This window comes from Burkholderia reimsis, assembly GCF_003294055.1.
Classification (GTDB): Bacteria; Pseudomonadota; Gammaproteobacteria; order Burkholderiales; family Burkholderiaceae; genus Burkholderia; species Burkholderia cepacia.
This window is the reverse complement of sequence record NZ_QMFZ01000020.1, coordinates 46907-67749: the sequence shown is the minus strand read 5'-3', so window position 1 is coordinate 67749 and position 20843 is coordinate 46907. Positions and strand designations below refer to the sequence as shown.

The window sequence follows — 20843 nt, the reverse complement described above, 5'->3', positions numbered from 1 at the left end:
GCTCACGCGGCGCCCGGTGCGCAGCCGGCCTTGATCGCGTCGAGCGCGGCAGTGCCGTAGATCTGCGCGATCGTGTCGTCGACGCGCGGGTTGGTGCGCAGTTCGTGGCCGCCGTCGACCGCGAAACTCTGGCCGGTCACCCAGCCCGACTCGGGGCCCGCGAGATAGCGCACCGCATGCGCGATCGCTTCCGGTTCGCCGAGCGTGCCGAGCGGGATCTGCTCGAGAAAGCTGTCGACGAGCGCGCGGTTGTCGAACATCGGCGCCGTTGCTTCGGAGCGCGTGAGGCCCGGGCGCACCGCGTTCACGCGGATCTTCGCGCCGGCCAGTTCCTCGGCCGCGCCGCGCACGAGCGCTTCGAGCGCAGCTTTCGCGGTGCAGTACGCGGACAGCCAGCGGAAGTTGATTCGCGCGGCCGTCGACGAGATGCAGACGATCGCGCCGCCGCCGCTGTCGGCGAGCCGCGGCGCGGCATGACGGATCGCGGCGAACGCGCTGTGCAGGTTCAGGTCGATTTCGGCGCGGAAGGTGTCGGCGTCGTGCAGCAGCAGCGGCCGGAAACCTGCACCGCCAACCGTCGGCACGACGATGTCGAGGCGATGGTCGAGCGCCCACGCGCAGTCGAGCGCGGCCTGCAGGTCGCCTTCGTCGCAGGCGTCGCCCGCGTGGATCGCGACGCGGCTGCCGGGCACCGCGTCGGTCAGTTGCCGTTGCGTGCGTTCGAGCGCGTCGCGGCGGCGGCCCATCAGCACGACGGCCGCGCCGTCGGCGACGAGCGCGTGCGCGCAGGCCGCGCCGATGCCGCCGGCGCCGCCCGTGACGAGTGCGGTGCGGCCGTCGAGGGGAGCAGCGGTGCGCATCGTTCAGCCCTCCAGCGGCAGGTCTTGCGACCAGTCGACGTGCAGCATGCGCGCGGCGAAACGCCACGTGCCGCCGTCGAACACGCAGCGGTCGCGATAGCGCAGCCCCCAGTCGAGCTTGCGTTTCACGCCGTCGCGCACGTAGACGTGGCAGGCGACGCCATAGGTCTCGACGTCGGCCTCGCCGCCGTCGAGCGTCACGAGCTGGTTGTGCACGTGATGCTGGGTCGCTTCGTAGCGCTCGATCACGCGCATGCCCGTCACGATCGCGTCGCGATCGTCGAAGCGGAAGCCGGGGCCGGCGAGCTGCGCGTCGGGCGTGAAGAGGGCGGTGAGTCGCGGCCAGTCGCGCCGGTCGACGGCTTGCGCGTAGCGGCACGCCAGTTCGTACAGCGCGTGGCGGGGATTCGAATCGGTCATGCAGTGCTCCCGTGGAAGAACGGAAAGAGTCGGCCGCGCCGCGAGTGCGGACGCGGCGGCATTGCGACGTCGAGGCGAAGGTTCGCATCGGAGCGATGGCGACTCATCATCCATTCGGAGCAGGGCGAGGGTCGGGGAAAACACCGGGGCCGGGCGCCGCGTGCCGCGCGATCGCGCCCGGATGGTGCGGCGCAGCGACCGGCGTGCGACAGGCGTCTGACGATTGGCGTGGCCGGCCGCGACTGGCGCGCAACGCGCCGCGTCTCCTCCGCGTGTGCGAAGCCATCGCGCACGATGCTGCGATGCGACACGCCGTGCGCCCGCCGCTCAGCGTTTGCCCCTAGTCGAAATGGACGATGGCCGGCGGCCGGGCGCTGGCTACCGTGCAGTCATCCGGTGCCGCATGCGATGCACGCCGGACACGAACCGCACCAGCGGACAACCGGAGGGGACGACGATCATGAGACTGACGACTCGCAAGCTATGCGTACTGGCGATGGGCACGTTCGCTGCCATGGCGATGGCGCGATACGGCGCCGATCAGGTTCCGTCGCCGCCGTATGCGGCCGGCATCCTGCAATGCCGCTCGGTCGACGCGAACGGGCTGCCGGCCGGCTGCGTGCCGATCGATCCGTCGCACTTCGGTTTCGCCGCGCTGCGCGGCATGTGACGTCCGCGCGGCTACGCGCCGCGCAGGCCGGCAGCCGTGGCGGCGCGATGGCGTACCAACGCCCTTCGCCCGACCACGTCGTAATCATCGCGCGGGCCGATCCCGTTTGATGCGGGTCGCGGCTTCAACCGGGCACGGGACGCGTGCGTCGTGCACGCGCACCGTCGCACGCCCGATCCGGCATTCAGGCATTGCGGCGGCAACGTCGGCAACGGGCCGCCTGTCGGCCCTCACCGCGTCCGCGGCTTTCCATCGCTTCCCTCAGGTTTCCTACACGCTGACCCATTCCTCATGTCATCCGACTATTCCCTGACTCACCCCCTGAACATTCGCGACGTGCATCGCTGGGATGCCGAACACGATGTCGTGATCGTCGGCTTCGGCGCGGCCGGCGCCTGTGCGGCGATCGAAGCCGCGCGCGCCGGCGCCGACACGCTGATCGTCGAGCGCGCGTCGAGCTACGGCGGCACGAGCGCGCTGTCGGGCGGCGAGATCTACCTCGGCGGCAGCGGCGGCACGCCCGCACAGCGGCAGGCCGGCTTTACCGACGACACCGAGGATCTGTACCGCTACCTGATGCTGGCCGGCGGGCGCGACGCCGACGAGGCGAAGGTGCGGCTCTACGCGAACGAAAGCCTGGCGCATCACGACTGGCTCGTCGCGCAGGGCCTCACGTACAAGAACACGTTCATTGCCGAGCGGATCGTCGAACCGGAGACCGACGATTGCCTGATCTGGTCGGGCAGCGAGGAAGCCTGGCCGTTCAGCGAGGCCGCGAAGCCGTGCCCGCGCGGGCACACGCCGCAATGGCCGGGCTGGGGCGGCGGGCAGATGCTGATGCGGGTGCTGGCCGAACGCGTGGCGGCGCTCGGCGTCGCGACGCGTTACGACACGCGCGCGCTCGCATTGATCGTCGACGACGATGGCGCGGTGCGAGGCGTCGTGCTGCGCGCGTATGGCGAGACGGCATGCGTGCGTGCGCGTCGCGCGGTGATCCTGTGCGCGGGCGGTTTCGCGATGAATCGCGACATGGTGCGCCGCCATGCGCCGCAGTTCCTGCGCTCGGATGAGCCGATCGGCAGCCCCGGCGACGACGGCTCGGGCATCCTGCTCGGCCAGAGCGCGGGCGGCGCGGCGATCCACATGGACCAGGGCTTCGTCAGCCTGCCGTTCTATGCACCCGAATCGCTGATCCGGGGAATCTTCGTGAACGCGCGCGGCCAGCGCTTCATCAACGAGGACGGTTATCACGGCCGCACGGGTCATCACGCGTTCCACCAGGCCGGCGACCGCATCTACCTGCTCGTCGACCAGGCGACGTACCGCGAGCCGCCCGCGATTGCGCGGATCGGCATCGCGGCGGCCGGCGAAACGTGGGAGGAAGTCGAACGCGACCTGCAGATGCCGGCCGGCACGCTGACGGCGACTGTCAACGTCTACAACCGCCATGCTGCCGAAGGCGCCGATCCGCTGTTCCACAAGGCGGAGAAATGGCTGCAGCCGCTGATCGAGCCGCCGTTCGTCGCGCTCGATTGCCGGATCGACTACGCGTTCTATCCGCATTTCACGCTCGGCGGGCTCGACACGCTGCCGACCGGGCAGGTGGTCGACGCGACGCGCGCGCCGGTGCCGGGGCTCTATGCGGCCGGCCGCACGACCTGCGGGCTGCCGCGCTGGGGCGCCGGGTACAGCTCGGGGTTGTCGCTGGCCGACGCGACGTTCTTCGGCCGGCAGGCCGGCCGTCACGCCGCGCAGGCGGGGTGCGACGCGCTGCGCAACGCCGCGTAGCGTTGGCAGGGTGGAAATGAACGACGCCCCGGGCAATCGTCTTGCCCGGGGCGTCGTCGTTTCGGGTACCCAAGTGCCCAGGTGCTTGAGCGGTTCAGCCGCTCAGCCGCCAACCAGGCCAACCCGCCGTCAGCCGAGGTCGAGCGCGTTCGTGAGGTCGCCCGGCGGCGTCGCGCCGCGCGCGGCGAACGCCTTGTTGCGCGCGACCACGCCGTCGAGCGGCGCGAGCCCGTGCACGCGGCTGATGAAGCGCAGGATCGAGTTCGTGTCGTACAGCGTGTGATCGACGAAACCCTTCTTCGCGAACGGCGAGATCACGAGCGCCGGAATCCGTGAACCGGGGCCCCAGCGGTCGCCCACCGGCGGCGCGACGTGATCCCACCAGCCGCCGTTCTCGTCGTGCGTCATCACGATCACGGTGTTGTCCCATTGCGGTCCGCGCCGGATATGGTCGATCACCGTCGCGATGTGACGGTCGCCGGATTCGATGTCCGCATAACCCGCATGCATGTTCAGGTTACCCTGCGGCTTGTAGAACGTGACGGCCGGCAGTCGGCCCGCGTCGATGTCGGCGATGAAGTGGTTGGTCGACGGCTCGTCGCCGAGCCCGGCGTCGCGCAGGTGCTTGCTGCGCGCCTCGGTGCCGGGCGCGTAGTTCGCGAAATAGTTGAACGGCTGGTGGTGGTACTGGAAATCGGGCACGGTGCCCGTGTCGCGATGCTCGAGCGCGTACTGCCATGCGCCGCTGTACCACGCCCAGTCGATGTTCTTTTCCGACAGGCGATCGCCGATCGTCGCATAACCCTGCGGCGGCATCACGCGATGGTCGGCCGGGTCCGCATACGCGGCGTTGCCCGGGTCAGGCGGCGGCACGTAGCTCGGCTGGTACGGCGGCGCCATCGTGTTCACGCCATAGCCGTCCGGCGTCAGCGGGCCGTCGCCCGCGAACTTCGGCGGGCCGTCGAGCGCGGACGCGGGCGAATCGTCGGCGAGCTTCAGGCGCGTACCGGCCGGATCGTCGCCTTCGACCTTCGACAGCAGTTTCGCCGCATGCGGATGCTTGTGCGCGTCCGGATACAGCGGCGGCTGCGCGGAGATCAGGAACATGTGGTTCATCCACGAACCGCCGAAGGCCGCCATGAAGAAGTTGTCGCACAGCGTGTATTGCCGCGCGAGGTTCCACAGCCGCAGCGTGTCGGCCGAATTGCGGTAATGGCCCATCACGAGACCGCCCGAATCGGCCCACGCGGCGAACTGGTCGTTGCGGCCGCCCGCGATCTGCATCTGGTTCTGGTAGAAGCGGTGCCACAGGTCGCGCGTGATCACGCCGTTCGGCAGCGGCTTGCCCTGCGCGTCCGTGATCCGGAACGGCGCGTTCGGCAGCTTGTCGATGTCGCGCTCGGCGATCGCGTAGCGCTTGCCGTCCACTTCCTGCGCCTGCGGCACGAGCCCGCCCCAGATCTTCGGCAGCACGGGCAACGGCGTCTTGCCGTCGCGATCGAGCTGCTGCGCGTGCTCGGGCCGCACCTCGCTCAGCGGATGGCTTACGCCCGGGAAATCGCCGTACAGGTTCGCGAAGCTGCGGTTTTCCGCGTAGATCACGACGATGTGCCGCACGCGCTGGCGCAACGCTTCGTCGACGCGCAGATCGGCGGCGGAACGCGGCGCGCCGGTGGTTTCGCAGCCGCTGAGCGCGACACCCGCACCGAGCGCGGCAAGGCCGCCGAGCACGCGGCGGCGGTCGGGATCGGCAGGAAGGTCGTCGGGGCGATCGGGGGTGTCGTTCACGTCGTGGGTTCCTCGAATGGGCGGGTGGACGGGGCGTGATGCACGGCGGTGCCGCACCGGCTGCCGTGCCCAACGATGGAAGGCAACGGCCCGTATGGCGTATCGGCGCGTGCGATGCATCTGTCACAAAAATGTCACGAACGCGACTATAACGCGGCAACGGGGGCGGATGAAAGGTGTTTGTCGGACGATTCCCGTCGCGCCGCGAGCGATGCGCGACGCACTCGCGCGAACTAGACTTGATTCAGGGGCGGCGCGTCGCGGCGTGCCGCCCGGGCGAGGATTGCCCGGCGATGCCGGCCGACGGCGTTGTCGCGGCATCGTTGATGCGCAGGAGCGAGGCGAGATGGCACGCATGACTACCGCTGCCGCATGGCCGCCGACGCCGCGCGCGGGCTGCGCGCACTGCGCGCACAGCCACGCACGTCCGCCGTGCCGCGGCAGCGCAGCGTAGCGTCGCGCGCACGTCCGGCCGGATGCCATGGACAGGAAATTCGACTACCCGGGATTGCTGATCGCGGCGGGCTTCTTCGTGCTGTTCGCCGCGCAGTTGCTGATGCTGCGTCCGTCGTCGGCGTCGATCGCGTACAGCGATTTCCACCGGCTCGTCGCCGCACGGCTCGTCGACGATCTCGAAGTCGGCCCCGCATCGATCACGGGCACGCTGAAGATGCCGCAGGCCGGCGCGATGCTGCCGGCGTCCGACGCCTCGGCCGTGCAGCAGGCCGGCGCGCCGTGGCGGTTCACGACCAACCGCGTGAGCGACGAACACCTGACCGACACGCTGACCGCGGCCGGCATCCGCTATCACGGCGCGCCCGACACGAGCTGGATGGCATCGCTTGCCTCGTGGCTGCTGCCGCTCGTGCTGTTCGTGTTCATCTGGAACATGATGCTGCGCAAGCGCGGCGGGCTGCAGGATTTCACCGGGATGGGCAAGAGCCGCGCGCGCGTGTACGTGCAGCAGGAAACCGGCATCACGTTCGACGATATCGCGGGCATCGACGAAGCCAAGGCCGAACTGCAGCAGATCGTCGCGTTCCTGCGCAACCCCGAACGCTACCAGCGGCTCGGCGGCAAGATCCCGAAGGGCGTGCTGATCGTCGGCGCGCCCGGCACCGGCAAGACGCTGCTCGCGCGCGCGGTGGCCGGCGAGGCGGCCGTGCCGTTCTTTTCGATCAGCGGCTCGGCGTTCGTCGAGATGTTCGTCGGCGTCGGCGCGGCGCGCGTGCGCGACCTGTTCGAGCAGGCGCAGCAGAAGGCGCCGTGCATCGTGTTCGTCGACGAGCTCGACGCGCTCGGCAAGGTGCGCGGCGTCGGCCCGATGTCGGGCAACGACGAACGCGAGCAGACGCTCAACCAGTTGCTCGTCGAGATGGACGGCTTCCAGGCCGGCTCCGGCGTGATCATCATGGCCGCGACGAACCGGCCGGAGATCCTCGATCCCGCGCTGCTGCGGCCGGGCCGCTTCGATCGCCACATCGCGATCGACCGGCCCGACGTGAACGGCCGCCGGCAGATTCTCGGCGTGCATGTGAAGCGCGTGAAGCTCGCGGCGGACGTCGATCTCGGCGAGCTGGCATCGCGCACGCCGGGCTTCGTCGGTGCCGATCTCGCGAACGTCGTCAACGAGGCCGCGCTGCATGCGGCCGAACTCGGCAAGCCGGCGATCGGGATGGCCGACTTCGACGAGGCGATCGATCGCGCGCTGACGGGCCTCGAACGCAAGAGCCGCGTGATGAACGCGCAGGAGAAGCTGACCATCGCGTATCACGAGGCCGGCCATGCGCTCGTCGCGGAAAGCCGCGCGCATTGCGACCCGGTGAAGAAGGTGTCGATCATTCCGCGCGGCGTGGCGGCGCTCGGTTATACGCAGCAGGTGCCGACCGAGGATCGCTACGTGTTGCGCCGGAGCGAACTGCTCGACCGGATCGATGCCTTGCTCGGCGGGCGCGTTGCCGAGGAGCTCGTGTTCGGCGACGTGTCGACGGGCGCGCAGAACGATCTCGAACGCGCGACCGCGATGGCGCGCCACATGGTCATGCAGTACGGGATGAGCGAGAAGATCGGGCTCGCGACGTTCGACGACGGCGATGTGCGCCAGGGCATGCCCGGCGCGTGGCATGCGGGCGACGGGCGCTGCAGCGAGCACACCGCGCGGATGATCGACGACGAGGTGCGCACGCTGCTCGCCGACGCGCATGCGCGGGTCGCGATGACGCTCGGCGAACGCCGCGATGCGCTCGAACGCATCGCGCGACGGCTGCTGCAATCCGAGGTGCTCGAGCGCGAAGCGCTGCAGGCGCTGATCGACGGGCGCGTCGAACCGTCGTCCGCGGCGCCGGCTGCACCGGCACCGGACGATGAAGCCGGCGCACGCGGCGGCGCGATCGAAACGGAGCACGCGTCCGCAGTCGAGCGCGATTTCGTCGCATACGGGCCGCCACGCGAACCCGAGCGCTGAAGGTGCCGCGACCTGCGGGCGGCGCGCATCGATGCGACTGCGTGCCGGCATTCCTTTCCCAGTTGATCCGCGCGGAGTCGCCATGAGCGAGGCGCACATATCGGTCGATGTCGCGCAGCAGGCGCGCTTCTGTTTCGAAGTGGTGTTTCCCGGCACGACGCTGTCGCCGGTGCTCACCGACGAACCGCCGCCGCTCGGCGAAGGACGCGGGCCGAACCCGATCCGGTTGCTGGCCGCGGCGGTCGCGACCTGTCTCGCGGCGAGCCTGCTGTTCGCGCTGGAAAAGCAGCATGTCGATCCGCAGCCGATTGCCGCACACATCGATGTCGACATGGTGCAGAACGAAGCGGGCAGGGTGCGCGTGGGCGCGATGTCGGTACGGCTGTCGATCGGCAGGACGTGGGCCGATCTCGCGGCGGCGACGCGCGTGCTCGATCAGTTCGATGCGTACTGCGTGCTGACGGAGAGCCTGCGAGAAGGCATTCCGGTGTCGGTCGACCTGTGCGATGTGAGCGGCGCGGCGCTCGAATACGCGGCGACGGACGCGTGAGCGCGCGTCAGGATTCGGCCGCGGCCGCGACTTCGGCCGCTTCGGCGAGCGCGTCGAGAAAGCGCGTGCGCCACCAGTGCACGTCGGTCTTGCGCAAGATCGTCATCAGCGCCGCATGACGCTGGCGGCGCTCCTCGAGCGGCATTGCGAGCGCACGCTGGATCGCCTGCGCGGTGCCTTGCGTGTCGTATGGATTGACGAGCAGCGCCGACTTCAGCTGCTCGGCCGCGCCGGCAAAACGCGACAGCACGAGCACGCCCGGATCGGCCGCGTCCTGCGCGGCGAGAAATTCTTTCGCGACGAGGTTCATCCCGTCGCGCAGCGGCGTGACGAGCGCGACGCGGCTCGCGCGATAGAGGCCCGGCAGGCGCTTGCGCGCGACGGTGCGGTGAATGTAGCGCATCGGCATCCATTCGAGTTCGCCGTAGTCGCCGTTGATCGCGCCGCACAGGCTGTCCATCTCGCGCCGCAGGTCGTCGTATGCGCCGAGATTCTCACGGCTCGGCGCGGCGATCTGGATCAGCGTCGCGCGGTCGCGGTTCTCCGGATACTGTTCGAGCAACTCGCGGAACGCATGCACGCGCTGCGGCAGCCCTTTCGTGTAATCGAGCCGGTCGACGCCGACCAGCAACTGGCGCCGCGAATATTCGTCGCGCATCCGCTCGAACATGTCGAGGCCGTCGCGGTCGCGCGCGAGCGCCTCGAATTCGTCGACGTTGATGCCGATCGGGAACGCGCCGGCCGAGAGCGTGCGGCCGAATGCACGCAGCCGGCCGTCGGGCAGCCGCGCGGCGCCGGCTTCCGCTTCGACGTAATGCTCGAAGTGGAGCAGATCCGACTCGGTCTGGAAGCCGACGAGATCGTATGCGAACAGCGAGCGCATCAGCCATTCGTGTTCCGGGATCGCGGCCATGATCGGCGGCGGCGGCATCGGGATGTGCAGGAAGAAACCGATCGGATTCGTACAGCCCATCGCGCGCAGCTCGGCGGCGAGCGGAATCAGCTGGTAGTCGTGGACCCAGATGGTGTCGTCGGGACGCAGCAGCGTGCGCAGCTTGCGCGCGAACAACTGGTTCACGCGCCGGTAGCCGTCGGCGAAGCGGCGGTCGAACTGCGCGAGATCGAGCCGGTAGTGAAACACCGGCCACAGCACGTTGTTCGAATAACCGAGGTAGTAGGCGTCGTAGTCCTGCGGGTCGAGATCGATCGTCGCGAGCTGGATGCCGCCGACGTTCTGGATCTGCACGTCGTCGCCATGCGCGGGCTGGTCGTCGCTGCCGCGCAGCTTTCCGCTCCAGCCGAACCAGACGCCGCCGGATTCCTGCAGGCTGTCTTTCACGGCAACGGCGAGCCCGCCGGCTGCGGCTTTACGGGGATCTGCAATGCGATTGGATACGACGACGAGTCGGCTCACCAGCTCTCCTGACGATTGTTGGGGGAAGGTTCGTGCGGCCGTGGCGCGAGAAGCTGACGCCGCCATCGGCACGCGGTGTGCGAAGCGATGGGGCCGCAATACGATCGGACGGGAGTCAGGGCACGCGATTCGCCGTCCGAACGCGGAGTGCTTTTTTAAGCATACTCGTCATTCGTTCGTTTTAAAAGTCTGCGTCGGCGAGCGACGTGCGTGCGAACGCGGCGTTATCTCCATGCCGCCGGTGTGGCAACACGCGATACATGGCCGGGATCGAAACTTGCGCAACGCTGCAATCGCGGCGTGCGCGACGGCATGCGGAGGACGGGCATCGCGCGCGATCGTCCGTGACGATGCGCGTTTCCGGATAGGCGCACGATGCCGCGCCGGTCGGTAGAAACGACCGGCGACGACGCGGCTGCGCCGATGCGCGAGCTACACGCGCGCGTGCCGCGAACCGGAAAAGGAGACGTGCGACGCGCGCGTGCGAACGGATCGAGCCGGACGGTGACGATGCACGGCCCATCGCGCGGTATGCGCAAGCGTGACGCAGGCAGACCGGCGAATCAGCGTGCGCATCGTCGTCTCCTTGCGGTATCTGCTACGCGGCGGCCGGTTGCCAGTGATGCGCGGCGGGTTCTTGCGCGTGCGTGCCCGACGACGTCACGTGCGTGCCGGACGGCATCCGGAACGCGGCAACCGTTTCGGACAGCTCGCGACCTTGCGCCTCGAGCGACTTCGATGCGGCCGCGGCCTGCTCGACGAGCGCCGCGTTCTGCTGGGTCGTCTCGTCCATCTGCGTGATCGTCAGGTTCACCTGGTCGATGCCGCGGCTCTGCTCGGCCGACGCGGCCGCGATCTCGCCCATGATGTCCGTCACGCGCGCGACGGCCTGCGTGACGTCCGACATCGTCTTGCCGGCTTCGCCGGCGAGCGCCGAGCCGTCGCGGATCGTCTGCACCGACGCGGTGATCAGTTCCTTGATCTCCTTTGCCGCCGTCGACGAGCGTTGCGCGAGACTGCGCACCTCGCTCGCCACGACCGCGAAGCCGCGGCCCTGTTCGCCCGCCCGCGCGGCTTCGACCGCCGCATTCAGCGCGAGGATGTTGGTCTGGAACGCGATGCCTTCGATGATGCCCGTGATGTCGGCGATCTTCGACGAGCTTTGGCCGATTTCCGTCATCGTGTCGACCACGCGGCCGACCACCGAGCTGCCGCGATGCGCGACATCCGACGCATTCGCGGCGAGCGCGCTCGCCTGTTGCGCGTTCTCGGCATTCAGCCGCACCGTCGACGTGAATTCCTCCATCGTCGCGGCGGTTTCCTGCAGCGACGCGGCCTGTTCCTCGGTGCGCTGGCTCAGGTCTAGGTTACCCGACGCGATCTCGCTCACGGCATGCGCGATGCTGTTCGATGAATCGCGCACGCGGCCGACGATGCCGATCAACCGCTCGTTCATCGTCCGCAGCGCTTCGAGCAGGTCGCGGGTCTCGTCATTGCCGCTGACGTGGATGCGACTGCCGAGATCGCCGTTCGCGACCGTGCGCGCGACGTCCACGGCCGAGCCGATCGGCACCGTGATCTTGCGCGTCAGCCACAGGCTGCCGCAGGCCGCGAGCGCGACCGCGATCAGGCAGATGCCGGCCAGCAGGTTGCGCTCCATCGCATAACGATCCGCGAATTGCCGGGCGATCGCGAGTTCGCGTTCATGCGTATAGGTCGCGTAGGCATCGGTCGCACGCACGAGCTGCGCGAGCAGCGGGCGGCAGTTGTCGTCGATGTCCGCGGTCGCCTCTTCTTTCTTGCCGGCCTGCGCGAGCCCGACGATACGCAGCGCGACGGGCCCGTAGCTGGATTCGATGCGGGCGATGTTGTCCACCAGTTCGCGCGCGCGATCGGAGGTGTCGGTCGCGTTCGCCATCATCTCCTTGAGCTTCGCGAGATGTTCCTGCACGTCCTTGTGCGCCTGGTTCACCTCGGCCAGTTCGAACTCGAGATCGGACGGTTTGGTCACGAGCACGATGTTGCGCGCGGCGATCGCGCGCCGGTCGACCGCGGTTCGGATTTGCGCGGACTGGTTCGCCCGCGCGTTGATGCCGTTCATGTAGCGGGAAAACTCGGCGTTCGTATCGGATAGCGCCTTGAGTGCCACGCCCGACACGATCACGACGACCGCGGCGAGCAGGCCGAAGCCGCCGAGGAGTTTTGTCTTGATGCTCATTCTGGCGATATTCACGTTGTGCCCCTGCGCGTGTGGTTGGTGAATTGAATTTATTGTTCGACCAGATACGGGCTCGTGCCGGCATTAACGGGTATACGGAATGATTCTTTACCCTTCGAAAACCCTGATATTAGTTTTTTTAGCGCTGGAATCCTTTTCGGGCGGGTTTGCTCGAACCCGGGCAGAAAGAACCGAGGCGCCCGTGATTCAAAGGTTTATACGTGGAATTTGAAACCGGTTTTATCGGGCGAGGCAAAAGAGATATTTTTGCTAATAATTGTCTGATGAATTGGTTTCTATTTATGGGTGAATAAAACGAAATTCCGTCGCGCTCTAATTGGGGAGGGAACCGGTGCGCGTCGTCGGTATGTATGCGCGATGGGCGGAATTGTCCGGAAAGCGGAAATTCGTGGCGGAGTGGAGGCGCCGCAAGGCGGCCCGCGGCGGGCGCCGCGGGCCATGAGAGGGTCAGAACGTGGTGCGCAACCCGGCCATCACGCTGCGGCCGCCTTCCGGCGCGAGGCCGCGCACGACCGAGGTCGAATAGCGGATTTCCTGGTTCGTCAGGTTGTCGCCGCGCAGGTACGCGAGCCAGTGCGTCGCACCGACGCGGAACCTGTAGGTCAGCATCACGCCGAGCGACGTGTAGCCGTCCGTCGAAAAGTCGTTGTCGGGCACGCGATGCTGCGACCACGCATGCGTGACCTGCGCGCGCGCACCGAACGGGCCGAAGCCGTAGTCGGCCGCGAGCGTCGCGCGCAGCGGCGCGATGCGCGGCAGCGGCTGGCCCGTATCGACGTTGCGTGCGTGCGTGTAGTCGGCCGTCAGCTCCAGGTCGACCGTATGGCCGCGCCGCGCGAAGGCGCGCCACTTGCCGTCCAGCTCGATGCCGTAGAACTCGGCGCGCACGCCACGGTAGATCGCCTCGTTGAGCGAACCGTCGGTACCGGGCGCGACCGGTTCGCCGTCGTCGTTCACCACGCGGCCCGTGTTGTACTCGGTCAGGTAGTTCGAGAAGCGGTTGTAGAACACGCCGACGCTGCCGCGATTCGGCCCGCTCGCGTAGCGCAGCGACAGGTCGGTCGACACGGCCTTTTCCTTCGATGCGTTCGGGTTGCCGATCAGGAACTGGCCGGTCGCATCGTGCGGGCCGTTCGAATACAGCTCGTAGAAGGTCGGCGCGCGTTCGGTGTATGCGACGTTGGCCGCCACCGACCACACGGGCGTCAGCGAGAACAGCGCGCCGGCCGAGACGCTGCCGGCATTGAAGTCGCGCGGCTGCGCGCCCGCGAATTTCTCGACGCCGGCCGGATCGGGATCGACTTTCACGTGCTCGAAGCGCCCGCCGAGGCTCAGCTTGAGCGCCGGGACGACCTGCCATTCCTCGAGACCGAACAGCGCGACGCTGTTCGTGCGCGTGGACGGCACGAGCAATTCGTCACCGAGCGCCGAGAACGTGTTCTGGCCGAACTGCACGCCGATCGCGCCTTCGAACGGGCCGATCCTGCGATGCCGCGCCTCGATGCGCGCCTCGTAGCCGCGGTTGCGGAAGGTGGTGGCCGTCTCGCCGTTGTCGACTTCCTTGTGGCGATAGTCGGTGTACGCGAAGTCGAATTTCAGCTTCGTGAACGGGCCGCTCAGGTTGCGTATCTCGGAGGCGAGCGCGAGCCGTTCCTGGCGCATCCGCAGGCGCACGTCGTCCTCGGCGACGGAGCCGTAGTTCGACTCGTAGCCGCTGTACGACAGGCCCGCGAACCCGTCGGCCCACGTGTACGACGCGCCGACCGCGCCGCCATGCACGCGGCCGTCGCTGTTCGGCACGTTGCCGTACGGTTGCGGCGTGTCGGGGCCGTCGATCGCGCGTTGCTGGCTGCTGCGCGCATAGCCGGGAATCCGCAGCTTGCTCGTTTCGCGGTCGAACGCGTCGACATGGAACGCGAAGCGGCCGTTGCCGCCTTCGACCTGCGCGGCGCCCGCGCGCACCGAATTGGCGCCGCCGTAGCGCGCGTCGAGCGCGCCCGTCACGCCTTCGATCGCCTCGCGCGGAATCCGGTTGTCGATCGTGTTGACGACGCCGCCCACCGCATTGCCGCCGTACAGCAGCGCGGCCGGCCCGCGTACGATTTCGACGCGCTCGATCGACAGCGGATCCTGCGGCACCGCATGGTCGTATGACAGCGACGACGCGTCGTAGGCCGCGACGCCGTTCTGCAGCAACCGGATCCGGTCGCCGTCCATCCCGCGGATGATCGGGCGGCCGACCATCGGCCCGTAGGTGGTGGTCGACACGCCGGGCAGCCCGTTCAGCGTCTCGCCGAGCGAATCGGCCTGGCGGCGCGTCAGCGCGTCGCCGGACAGTTGCGCGGTCGGCGAGATCAGGTCGGTGTCGCCGAGCGGGTTCGCGGTCACGAAGATCGGCGCGAGCGCAGTGGTTTGCGTCGGTGCAGGCGACGCGGGCGCATCGGCCTGCGCGTGCGCGACGGCGGCGAACAGCATCAGCGAGACGGGCGAGAGCGGGCGAAGCGGTAGACGAGGGAGGTCGCGCATGGTCGGTGAATCAGTTGGAATGAATTGGAATCCGATCGGAAGGCGAGCCATGCGGGTCACGGCTGGATACGATATATTGTTGCGTCTGCGGCGCGCAGTGACCCGTCTGGATATGACTCGGCGTAACCCGGCCACCCGGATGAAACGGTTTCAGGTGGGCGAGATCACGAAATGATATGTTATATCATTTCAAATTCCAAGCAAAACGGCCGCCTGCCACAGGGTTTCCGACAAACGGCTGAAATGGCTGCGAAAGCAGAGGCGGGCCGTCGACCCGGCGGCGCAGCGGCGGTTTGCGCCACGCGTCCCACCATGAATCCGCCACCGGCGCGCACGATTCCCGCCCCGTTGACGCGTATCAATGTGTTCCGGTTTCGAGCCCGGATACTGGCGCGGTCATCGACCAGACAGGAGCGACGCATGACTCAAACCATGAAAGCGGCCGTGGTGCACGCGTTCGGCGAACCGTTGCGCATCGAGGAAGTGCCGATCCCGACGCCGGGCCCAGGCCAGATCCTCGTCAACATCAAGGCGTCGGGCGTCTGCCATACCGACCTGCACGCAGCCGACGGCGACTGGCCCGTGAAGCCGTCGCTGCCGTTCATTCCCGGACACGAAGGCGTGGGTGTCGTCGCGGCGGTCGGCGCGGGCGTCACGCACGTGCGCGAGGGCGACCGCGTCGGCGTGCCCTGGCTCTACACCGCATGCGGCCACTGCGAGTACTGTCACACCGGCTGGGAAACCCTCTGCCACGGGCAGCAGAACACCGGCTATTCGGTCAACGGCAGCTATGCGGAATACGTGCTGGCCGATCCCGACTACGTCGGCCATCTGCCGGCGCAGGTCGCGTTCGACGAGATCGCGCCGATCCTGTGCGCGGGCGTCACGGTCTACAAGGGCATTCGCGTCACCGATACGCGCCCGGGCCAGTGGCTCGCGGTTTCCGGTATCGGCGGGCTCGGCCACGTGGCCGTGCAATACGCGCGTGCGATGGGCCTGCACGTCGCGGCCGTCGACATCTCGCCCGACAAGCTCGCACTCGCGCGCGAGCTGGGTGCCCAGCTGACGATCGATGCGTCGATCGACGATCCCGCGAAAGTGATCCAGAAGGAAATCGGCGGCGCGCATGGCGTGCTCGTCACGGCGGTGTCGCGCAGCGCGTTCGCGCAGGCGCTCGGGATGGTGCGGCGCGGCGGCACGGTGGCGCTCAACGGTTTGCCGCCGGGCGATTTCCCGCTGCCGATCTTCTCGAGCGTGCTGAACGGCATCACGGTGCGCGGGTCGATCGTCGGCACGCGGCGCGACCTGCAGGAGTCGCTCGATTTCGCGGCGGACGGGCTGGTGCGCGCGCATATCCATCGCGACCGGCTCGGCAACATCAACGACATATTCGCGCGGCTGCGCGAAGGGAAAGTCGACGGTCGCATCGTGCTCACCGACATGCACTGACGCGCATTCGGCCCGCTGCCGCGACGCGACGGACGTCGCGGCAGCGCTGCGCTCACGCGTGCATCACGGCGCGAAGAACACGTCGGTGCGGTTCGTCAGGTTGCCCGCGTTGGTCTGCACGAAGAACGGGTGGAACGACGACGAAGGCATCACGTCGAGCCCCTGGTAGTCGCCGATGAAGAAGCCTTCCGCGTTCGGCGCGAGCTTCAGGTCGAACGGGCCGCCGACGCGCCGCTCGTCGGCGAACGTCGTGCCGCCGTCATGCGAGATCTTGCGCCAGAAACCGGTCGGCAGCGTCGTCGTGTTGCCGGCCTGCAGGTCGCGGAAGTCGTAGTAGGTGACCATCACGGCGCCCGTGTTGTCGACGCGCACCGACGGATTGAACGCAGGGCGCCCGGTCGGCGTATTCAACTGCTGCGGCGTGCTCCACGTCGCGCCGCCGTCCTTCGACGTCGATACGGCGATCTCGTCATACGTGCCGCCGTTGAAGCGGCTGTCCTGCCACACCACGTAGAGCTGCCCCGAGGCCGGATCGATCGCGGGTTCCGGAATGATGTCGCCGGTGCGCACGGGCTCGCCGGTGTTCGGATCGGTGACGCCGACCGTCTGCAGCCCCGCGATCACCTGCGGTTTCGTCCACGTCGCGCCGTCGTCGGTCGACTTGATGAACGCGACCTTGCCGGCCGCCTTGCTGAACGGCGGCTGGATCAGGTCGAAGAAGTCGTAGAGCGTGCCGCTCTTCGGATCGACGACGATCTGGTTGCCGATCGTCTGCTGACGCGACGGCACGTTGACGATCACCTTCGGGGCGCTCCATGTCTTGCCGCCGTCGGTCGTCTTCGAGAACAGCGTCGGCCCGCGGTAGGCGTGCGTGTGCAGGTTCGCGTACGGGTTGCCGTTCGGCAGCTCGAGGCGGTCCCACACCGCGTAGGCCGTGCCGGCCTTCACCGGGTTCGCCGTCACCGATTCCTTGTCGTTGAAGAACTGCGTCGTCGGTTCGTCGTTGGCGATCAGCACGGCCGGGCTGCTCCAGGTCTGCCCGCCGTCGGTCGACACCGACGCGGCCACCGCGTTGGCATTGTTCGACTGGTTGAACGAGATCGATACCGAATACGCGGTGCCGTCCGGCCCGAACGATACCCACGGATCGGACGCGCGCTCGTACTTCAGCCCGCCCGGCGCGCATGCGCTGAACGGCTGCGGCGTGCGGGCCCAGGTCGCGCCCGCGTCGAACGTGTAGCCGGCGACGAGCCCGTGGGCACCGCCGTTCGACCAGCGGTCCTGCTGCCACACGCCGATCATGTTCATCGGGTTCGCCGGGTTGACCGACAGCCACGGTTCGACCTCGGCGTTCACGTAGTTCGTGCCGGGTCCGCCGATGGTGCAGGCGGCGAACGGGCTCGGGCCGGACACGACCACGGGGTCGGCGTGCGCGGCCGCGGCGGCGGCCATTGCCACGGCCGCCACGGCGGACAGGCGGGTGAGGCGGGGCAGGCCGGTGACAAGCGGGTGGGATACGGTCGAACGTCGCATGGACAGCTCCTCGTTGACGTGCGGTGGCGATGGCGGGCATCGAGCGGCACGTCGCGCACCGGTACGCGGCGGCAACGAATGCCGTGCCGCGCGTCGGATCGTGTCGTTCAGGAAGCCGTTTCGGTCATCGCAATCCGCGTGTGCTGGATGCCGCCAGCACGTCGGTCAAGACACCTCTTCGTTTTCATTGCTTGTCGGGTGCGTCCACGGAGGCGGACGCGACGGGAAGGCCAGTCCGTGCATACGGCGAATGCGTCGAAGTGGATTGAATGTAGGCGATCGGTATGCGGCGCGGGAGGCGATTTTTTGTAACAGTACGTAGCCGGAAAGCGTTGCCGAAACAGCGCTTCCGGGACGCAAGATTTTCCGCCGGAAAGTTCGGAAACCGAATCGAATAAACGAATCGAAGGCGCGAATCGAAGGCACGAATCGGAATCGCTATCGATTACGCGGATTCGTGCCGATGCGGTGCGCGGTCGGCGCGGTTCAGCGTTCGGCCGGAAAGCGATCCTGCAACGCGTGCAGCCAGCGCGCGACGACGTCGAGTTCGGCATCGGAAAACCCGTCGCACAGCTTGCCGTTCAGCTCGCGCAGCAGCACGCGTGCGCGCTTGAGCGCCGCCTGGCCGTCGTCGGTCAGGTACAGCCGCGTTGCGCGGCCGTCGTCCGAATCGGCGTGACGCGTGATGAGGCCGGCCTTTGCCATGCGGTCGGCGAGGCCCGTCATCGCGGACGGCGCGAGCTGCAGCGCGGCGCCGACTTCGCCGATCAGCGCGCCGTCCTGCTTCGCGAGACAGAACAGTGCACCGGCCTGCGCGGCGCTCGCGCGCGTCTCGGTTTCGGCCTTGCGGTCGATCCAGCGCTGCACGCGCCGCTGGCCGATGTTCAACATGAAAAACAGTCGTCGGTCTTCGCTCAAGCTGGGTTCCCGGCTGCAATGGAAAGGGAGGGGCGGCCCGCGGTGCGTGGTGCGTCGAGTGCCCGCGCGAGCCAGTCGGCCACGTCGGGCCACAGCACGGTGCCGGGCCGACTGCGAAAGAAGCCCATGTGCCCGACCGGGCCGCTGCCCGCCGCGCGCGGATCGATCTGGCGGCGTTCGACCGGCGCGCGGGTCAGATAGCTTACCAGCAGGCCGATCGCGGCCGGGTTCGCCCACGGATCGTCGTCGAAGCCGAGCGCGAGAATCGGCAACTGCTGCTTCGCGAAGCGCTCGGCCGCGCCGAGCGTCGGATCGTCGAAGAAATAATGCGGCAGCGTCGTCCAGCGGCTCCATTCGCGGAACACGCCGGCCGGCATGTCTTCGCCGAGCCCGAGCCGCTTGCCGGGCACGTAGCCGAGCAGCGCCGACATCAGCGGGCCGAGCACACGCAGGATCAGCCGTACCTTCAGGCGTTCGGCCGCCCGCGTGATCAATCGTGTGCTGCCCGCATGCGCGGCGACGAGCACGGCCGCGCGCAGGTGCGGCGTGGCGGCGGACAGCCCGATCGCGTGCCCGCCGACGCTGTGCCCGACCGCCAGCAGCGGCAGCCCTTCATAGGCCTGCCGTGCCCACGCGGTCGCGGCACCCACGTCGAGCTCCATCCAGTCGCGCATGCGGGCCTGCAGCGCACCCAGGCGCGCGGGCCGCGATGCACCGATGCCGCGATAGTTGTAGGTGAGCGCGGCGAAACCACGCTCGGTCAGGAAGCGTGCGAAGCCCGCATACAGCCGCTCCGGCACGGCCGTCGCCGGATGGATCAGCACCAGCGCGCGCGGCGCCGCGTCCGGCGACCACAGCGTGCCGTGCAAAGCGTAGCCGTCGGCGGCGGAAAACTCGATGGGTTGGGAGGTCATGGCCGTCCTCGTTCCGGATGGTTATTTCGTATGCGAAATATAGTCCGGGATTTATTTCGCGCACGAAATATCTGTCGAGGATTCATTCGAACCGGGCTCCCGGACGGGCGGCGGGCGGCATCCGGCGATACCGGTCATGTCATAAAACATTTGCATCTTTGCATAGAAGAATATTGCGTTTGTTTCATGGTGCGGATCGACGTATCTTCACCGGTTCCATCCGTTCCGCCGGCCGCCGGGCACGGCGGATCACGTGGCGCCGCGATCGCGCGGGCGCCCGCCAACCTTCCGGGAGATCACGTTGCTGAGCCGAATCGTCACGGCACTCTTGCTGGCGCTTGCCGCGCAGCCAGGCATGGCCAAAGACACCGTCACGCTGCGCGTCGGTGAACAGAACTACTTCAACATCCAGGCGTCGATGGAGGCATCCGGCGTGCTGAAGGACCTGCCTTACACGATCGAGTGGAAGCACTTCCAGGCCGCCGCGCCCGTCGCCGAAAGCCTGAACGGCAACGCGATCGACGTCGGCTTCCTCGGCGATTCCGCGCTGCTCACGCTGGCCGCGCGCGGCGCGCCGGTGAAAGTCGTCGCGGTGTCGCGGCAGAGCCTCGACGGCGTTGCGATCCTCGTGCCGAAGAACTCGCCGGTGCGCACCGTCGCCGACCTGCAGGGCAAGACCATTGCCGTCTGGCGCGGCGCATGGAGCCAGCAGCTCGTGCTGCGCGCGCTCGAACACGCCGGCCTGCGCGCGGATTCCGTCAAGTACGCGTACCTGATGCCGATCGATGCGACCAACGCACTCGCGAACGGCTCGGTCGACGCCGTGTCGCTGTGGGAGCCGTTCGTCAGCACGCTCGCGTTGCGGCAGGGCGCCCGGCCCGTGACGACCGCGCAGGGACTGATGCCCGCGCTGAGCTTCGTCGCCGCGAACGAGCAGGCCGCAACGGGCAAGCGCGCCGAGATCACCGATTTCCTGAAGCGCGTGGTGGCCGCACGCCAGTGGGTCGACAGCCATCCGCGCGAGTATGCCGACCTGTGGGCGAAGCGCGCGAAGCTCGAGCCGGACGTCGCGTACCGCTGGCTCAACAATGCGCACCAGCGCGTGGGCCCCGTCGACGACACGGCCGCGAAGGATGCGCAGAACACCGCCGACTTCCTGCACAAGGCCGGCGTGATTCCGACCGCGTACGACACGGCGAAGCTGCTCGACCGCTCGTATGCGGGCGCGTTCGCCGCGCCCGCGCAGAAGACGGCCGCCGCGCAGTGAGCGTGCCGCAGCGCGCAGCCATTTCCGATCGACAACGAGAAGG

General features: G+C 68.2%; 15 protein-coding genes. 6 read left to right on the top strand and 9 right to left on the bottom strand.

Annotated elements, in window-relative coordinates:
* Positions 1–2: 2 nt before the first annotated feature.
* Together DPV79_RS22435 and DPV79_RS22430 are read right to left on the bottom strand one after the other, a co-directional pair.
* A complete protein-coding gene (locus DPV79_RS22435) occupies positions 3–860 on the bottom strand; it encodes an SDR family NAD(P)-dependent oxidoreductase (RefSeq protein WP_113046498.1) in 858 nt (285 codons plus the stop codon).
* Between the two features lie 3 nt (positions 861–863).
* The gene (locus DPV79_RS22430; protein ID WP_113046497.1) at positions 864–1280 is read right to left on the bottom strand and encodes a nuclear transport factor 2 family protein; all 417 of its coding nucleotides are present in this window, start codon (positions 1278–1280) and stop codon (positions 864–866) included.
* Between the two features lie 460 nt (positions 1281–1740).
* Between DPV79_RS22430 and DPV79_RS22425 the strand changes: the two genes are divergently transcribed.
* Both DPV79_RS22425 and DPV79_RS22420 read left to right on the top strand, forming a co-directional pair.
* Complete coding sequence (locus DPV79_RS22425) at positions 1741–1950, top strand: hypothetical protein (protein ID WP_027791660.1); 210 nt, start codon at positions 1741–1743, stop codon at positions 1948–1950.
* A gap of 291 nt (positions 1951–2241) precedes the next feature.
* Positions 2242–3738 (top strand): FAD-dependent oxidoreductase, encoded by a 1497-nt coding sequence (locus DPV79_RS22420; RefSeq protein WP_113046496.1) that lies wholly within the window; start codon positions 2242–2244, stop codon positions 3736–3738.
* Positions 3739–3867: 129 nt separating this feature from the next.
* Here DPV79_RS22420 and DPV79_RS22415 read toward each other — a convergent pair whose 3' ends face one another.
* A complete protein-coding gene (locus DPV79_RS22415) occupies positions 3868–5526 on the bottom strand; it encodes an acid phosphatase (protein ID WP_059588828.1) in 1659 nt (552 codons plus the stop codon).
* 481 nt (positions 5527–6007) lie between these two features.
* Here DPV79_RS22415 and ftsH point away from each other — a divergent pair, with 481 nt between their 5' ends.
* Positions 6008–7990, top strand: coding sequence for an ATP-dependent zinc metalloprotease FtsH (ftsH, locus tag DPV79_RS22405; protein WP_113046495.1), 1983 nt, complete (start codon positions 6008–6010; stop codon positions 7988–7990).
* An 82-nt stretch (positions 7991–8072) separates the two neighbouring features.
* A complete protein-coding gene (locus tag DPV79_RS22400; protein ID WP_113046494.1) occupies positions 8073–8540 on the top strand; it encodes an OsmC family protein in 468 nt (155 codons plus the stop codon).
* Between the two features lie 7 nt (positions 8541–8547).
* Here DPV79_RS22400 and otsA read toward each other — a convergent pair whose 3' ends face one another.
* The 3 genes from otsA to DPV79_RS22385 form a co-directional block, all read right to left on the bottom strand.
* Positions 8548–9954, bottom strand: a complete 1407-nt coding sequence (otsA, locus tag DPV79_RS22395; protein ID WP_113046493.1) for an alpha,alpha-trehalose-phosphate synthase (UDP-forming) — start codon at positions 9952–9954, stop codon at positions 8548–8550.
* Positions 9955–10552: 598 nt separating this feature from the next.
* Positions 10553–12172, bottom strand: coding sequence for a methyl-accepting chemotaxis protein (locus DPV79_RS22390; RefSeq protein WP_113046492.1), 1620 nt, complete (start codon positions 12170–12172; stop codon positions 10553–10555).
* 468 nt (positions 12173–12640) lie between these two features.
* The gene (locus tag DPV79_RS22385) at positions 12641–14719 is read right to left on the bottom strand and encodes a TonB-dependent receptor (protein ID WP_244321798.1); all 2079 of its coding nucleotides are present in this window, start codon (positions 14717–14719) and stop codon (positions 12641–12643) included.
* Positions 14720–15139: 420 nt separating this feature from the next.
* On the opposite strand from DPV79_RS22385, the gene adhP reads away from it, so the two are divergent.
* Positions 15140–16168, top strand: a complete 1029-nt coding sequence (gene adhP / locus DPV79_RS22380) for an alcohol dehydrogenase AdhP (protein WP_113046490.1) — start codon at positions 15140–15142, stop codon at positions 16166–16168.
* Between the two features lie 63 nt (positions 16169–16231).
* On the opposite strand, the gene DPV79_RS22375 is transcribed toward adhP, so the two are convergent.
* The 3 genes from DPV79_RS22375 to DPV79_RS22360 form a co-directional block, all read right to left on the bottom strand.
* Entirely contained in the window at positions 16232–17701 is a 1470-nt protein-coding gene (locus DPV79_RS22375; protein WP_021162134.1) for a sialidase family protein, read from the bottom strand.
* Positions 17702–18187: 486 nt separating this feature from the next.
* Positions 18188–18619 (bottom strand): MarR family winged helix-turn-helix transcriptional regulator, encoded by a 432-nt coding sequence (locus DPV79_RS22365; RefSeq protein ID WP_027791650.1) that lies wholly within the window; start codon positions 18617–18619, stop codon positions 18188–18190.
* Positions 18616–19533: an alpha/beta hydrolase family protein gene (locus DPV79_RS22360; protein ID WP_113046489.1), complete on the bottom strand. Its 918-nt coding sequence runs from the start codon at positions 19531–19533 to the stop codon at positions 18616–18618. The genes DPV79_RS22365 and DPV79_RS22360 overlap by 4 nt, the downstream gene beginning before the upstream one ends.
* 355 nt (positions 19534–19888) lie before the next feature.
* On the opposite strand from DPV79_RS22360, the gene DPV79_RS22355 reads away from it, so the two are divergent.
* A complete protein-coding gene (locus DPV79_RS22355; protein ID WP_049117255.1) occupies positions 19889–20800 on the top strand; it encodes an ABC transporter substrate-binding protein in 912 nt (303 codons plus the stop codon).
* Positions 20801–20843: the final 43 nt, after the last annotated feature.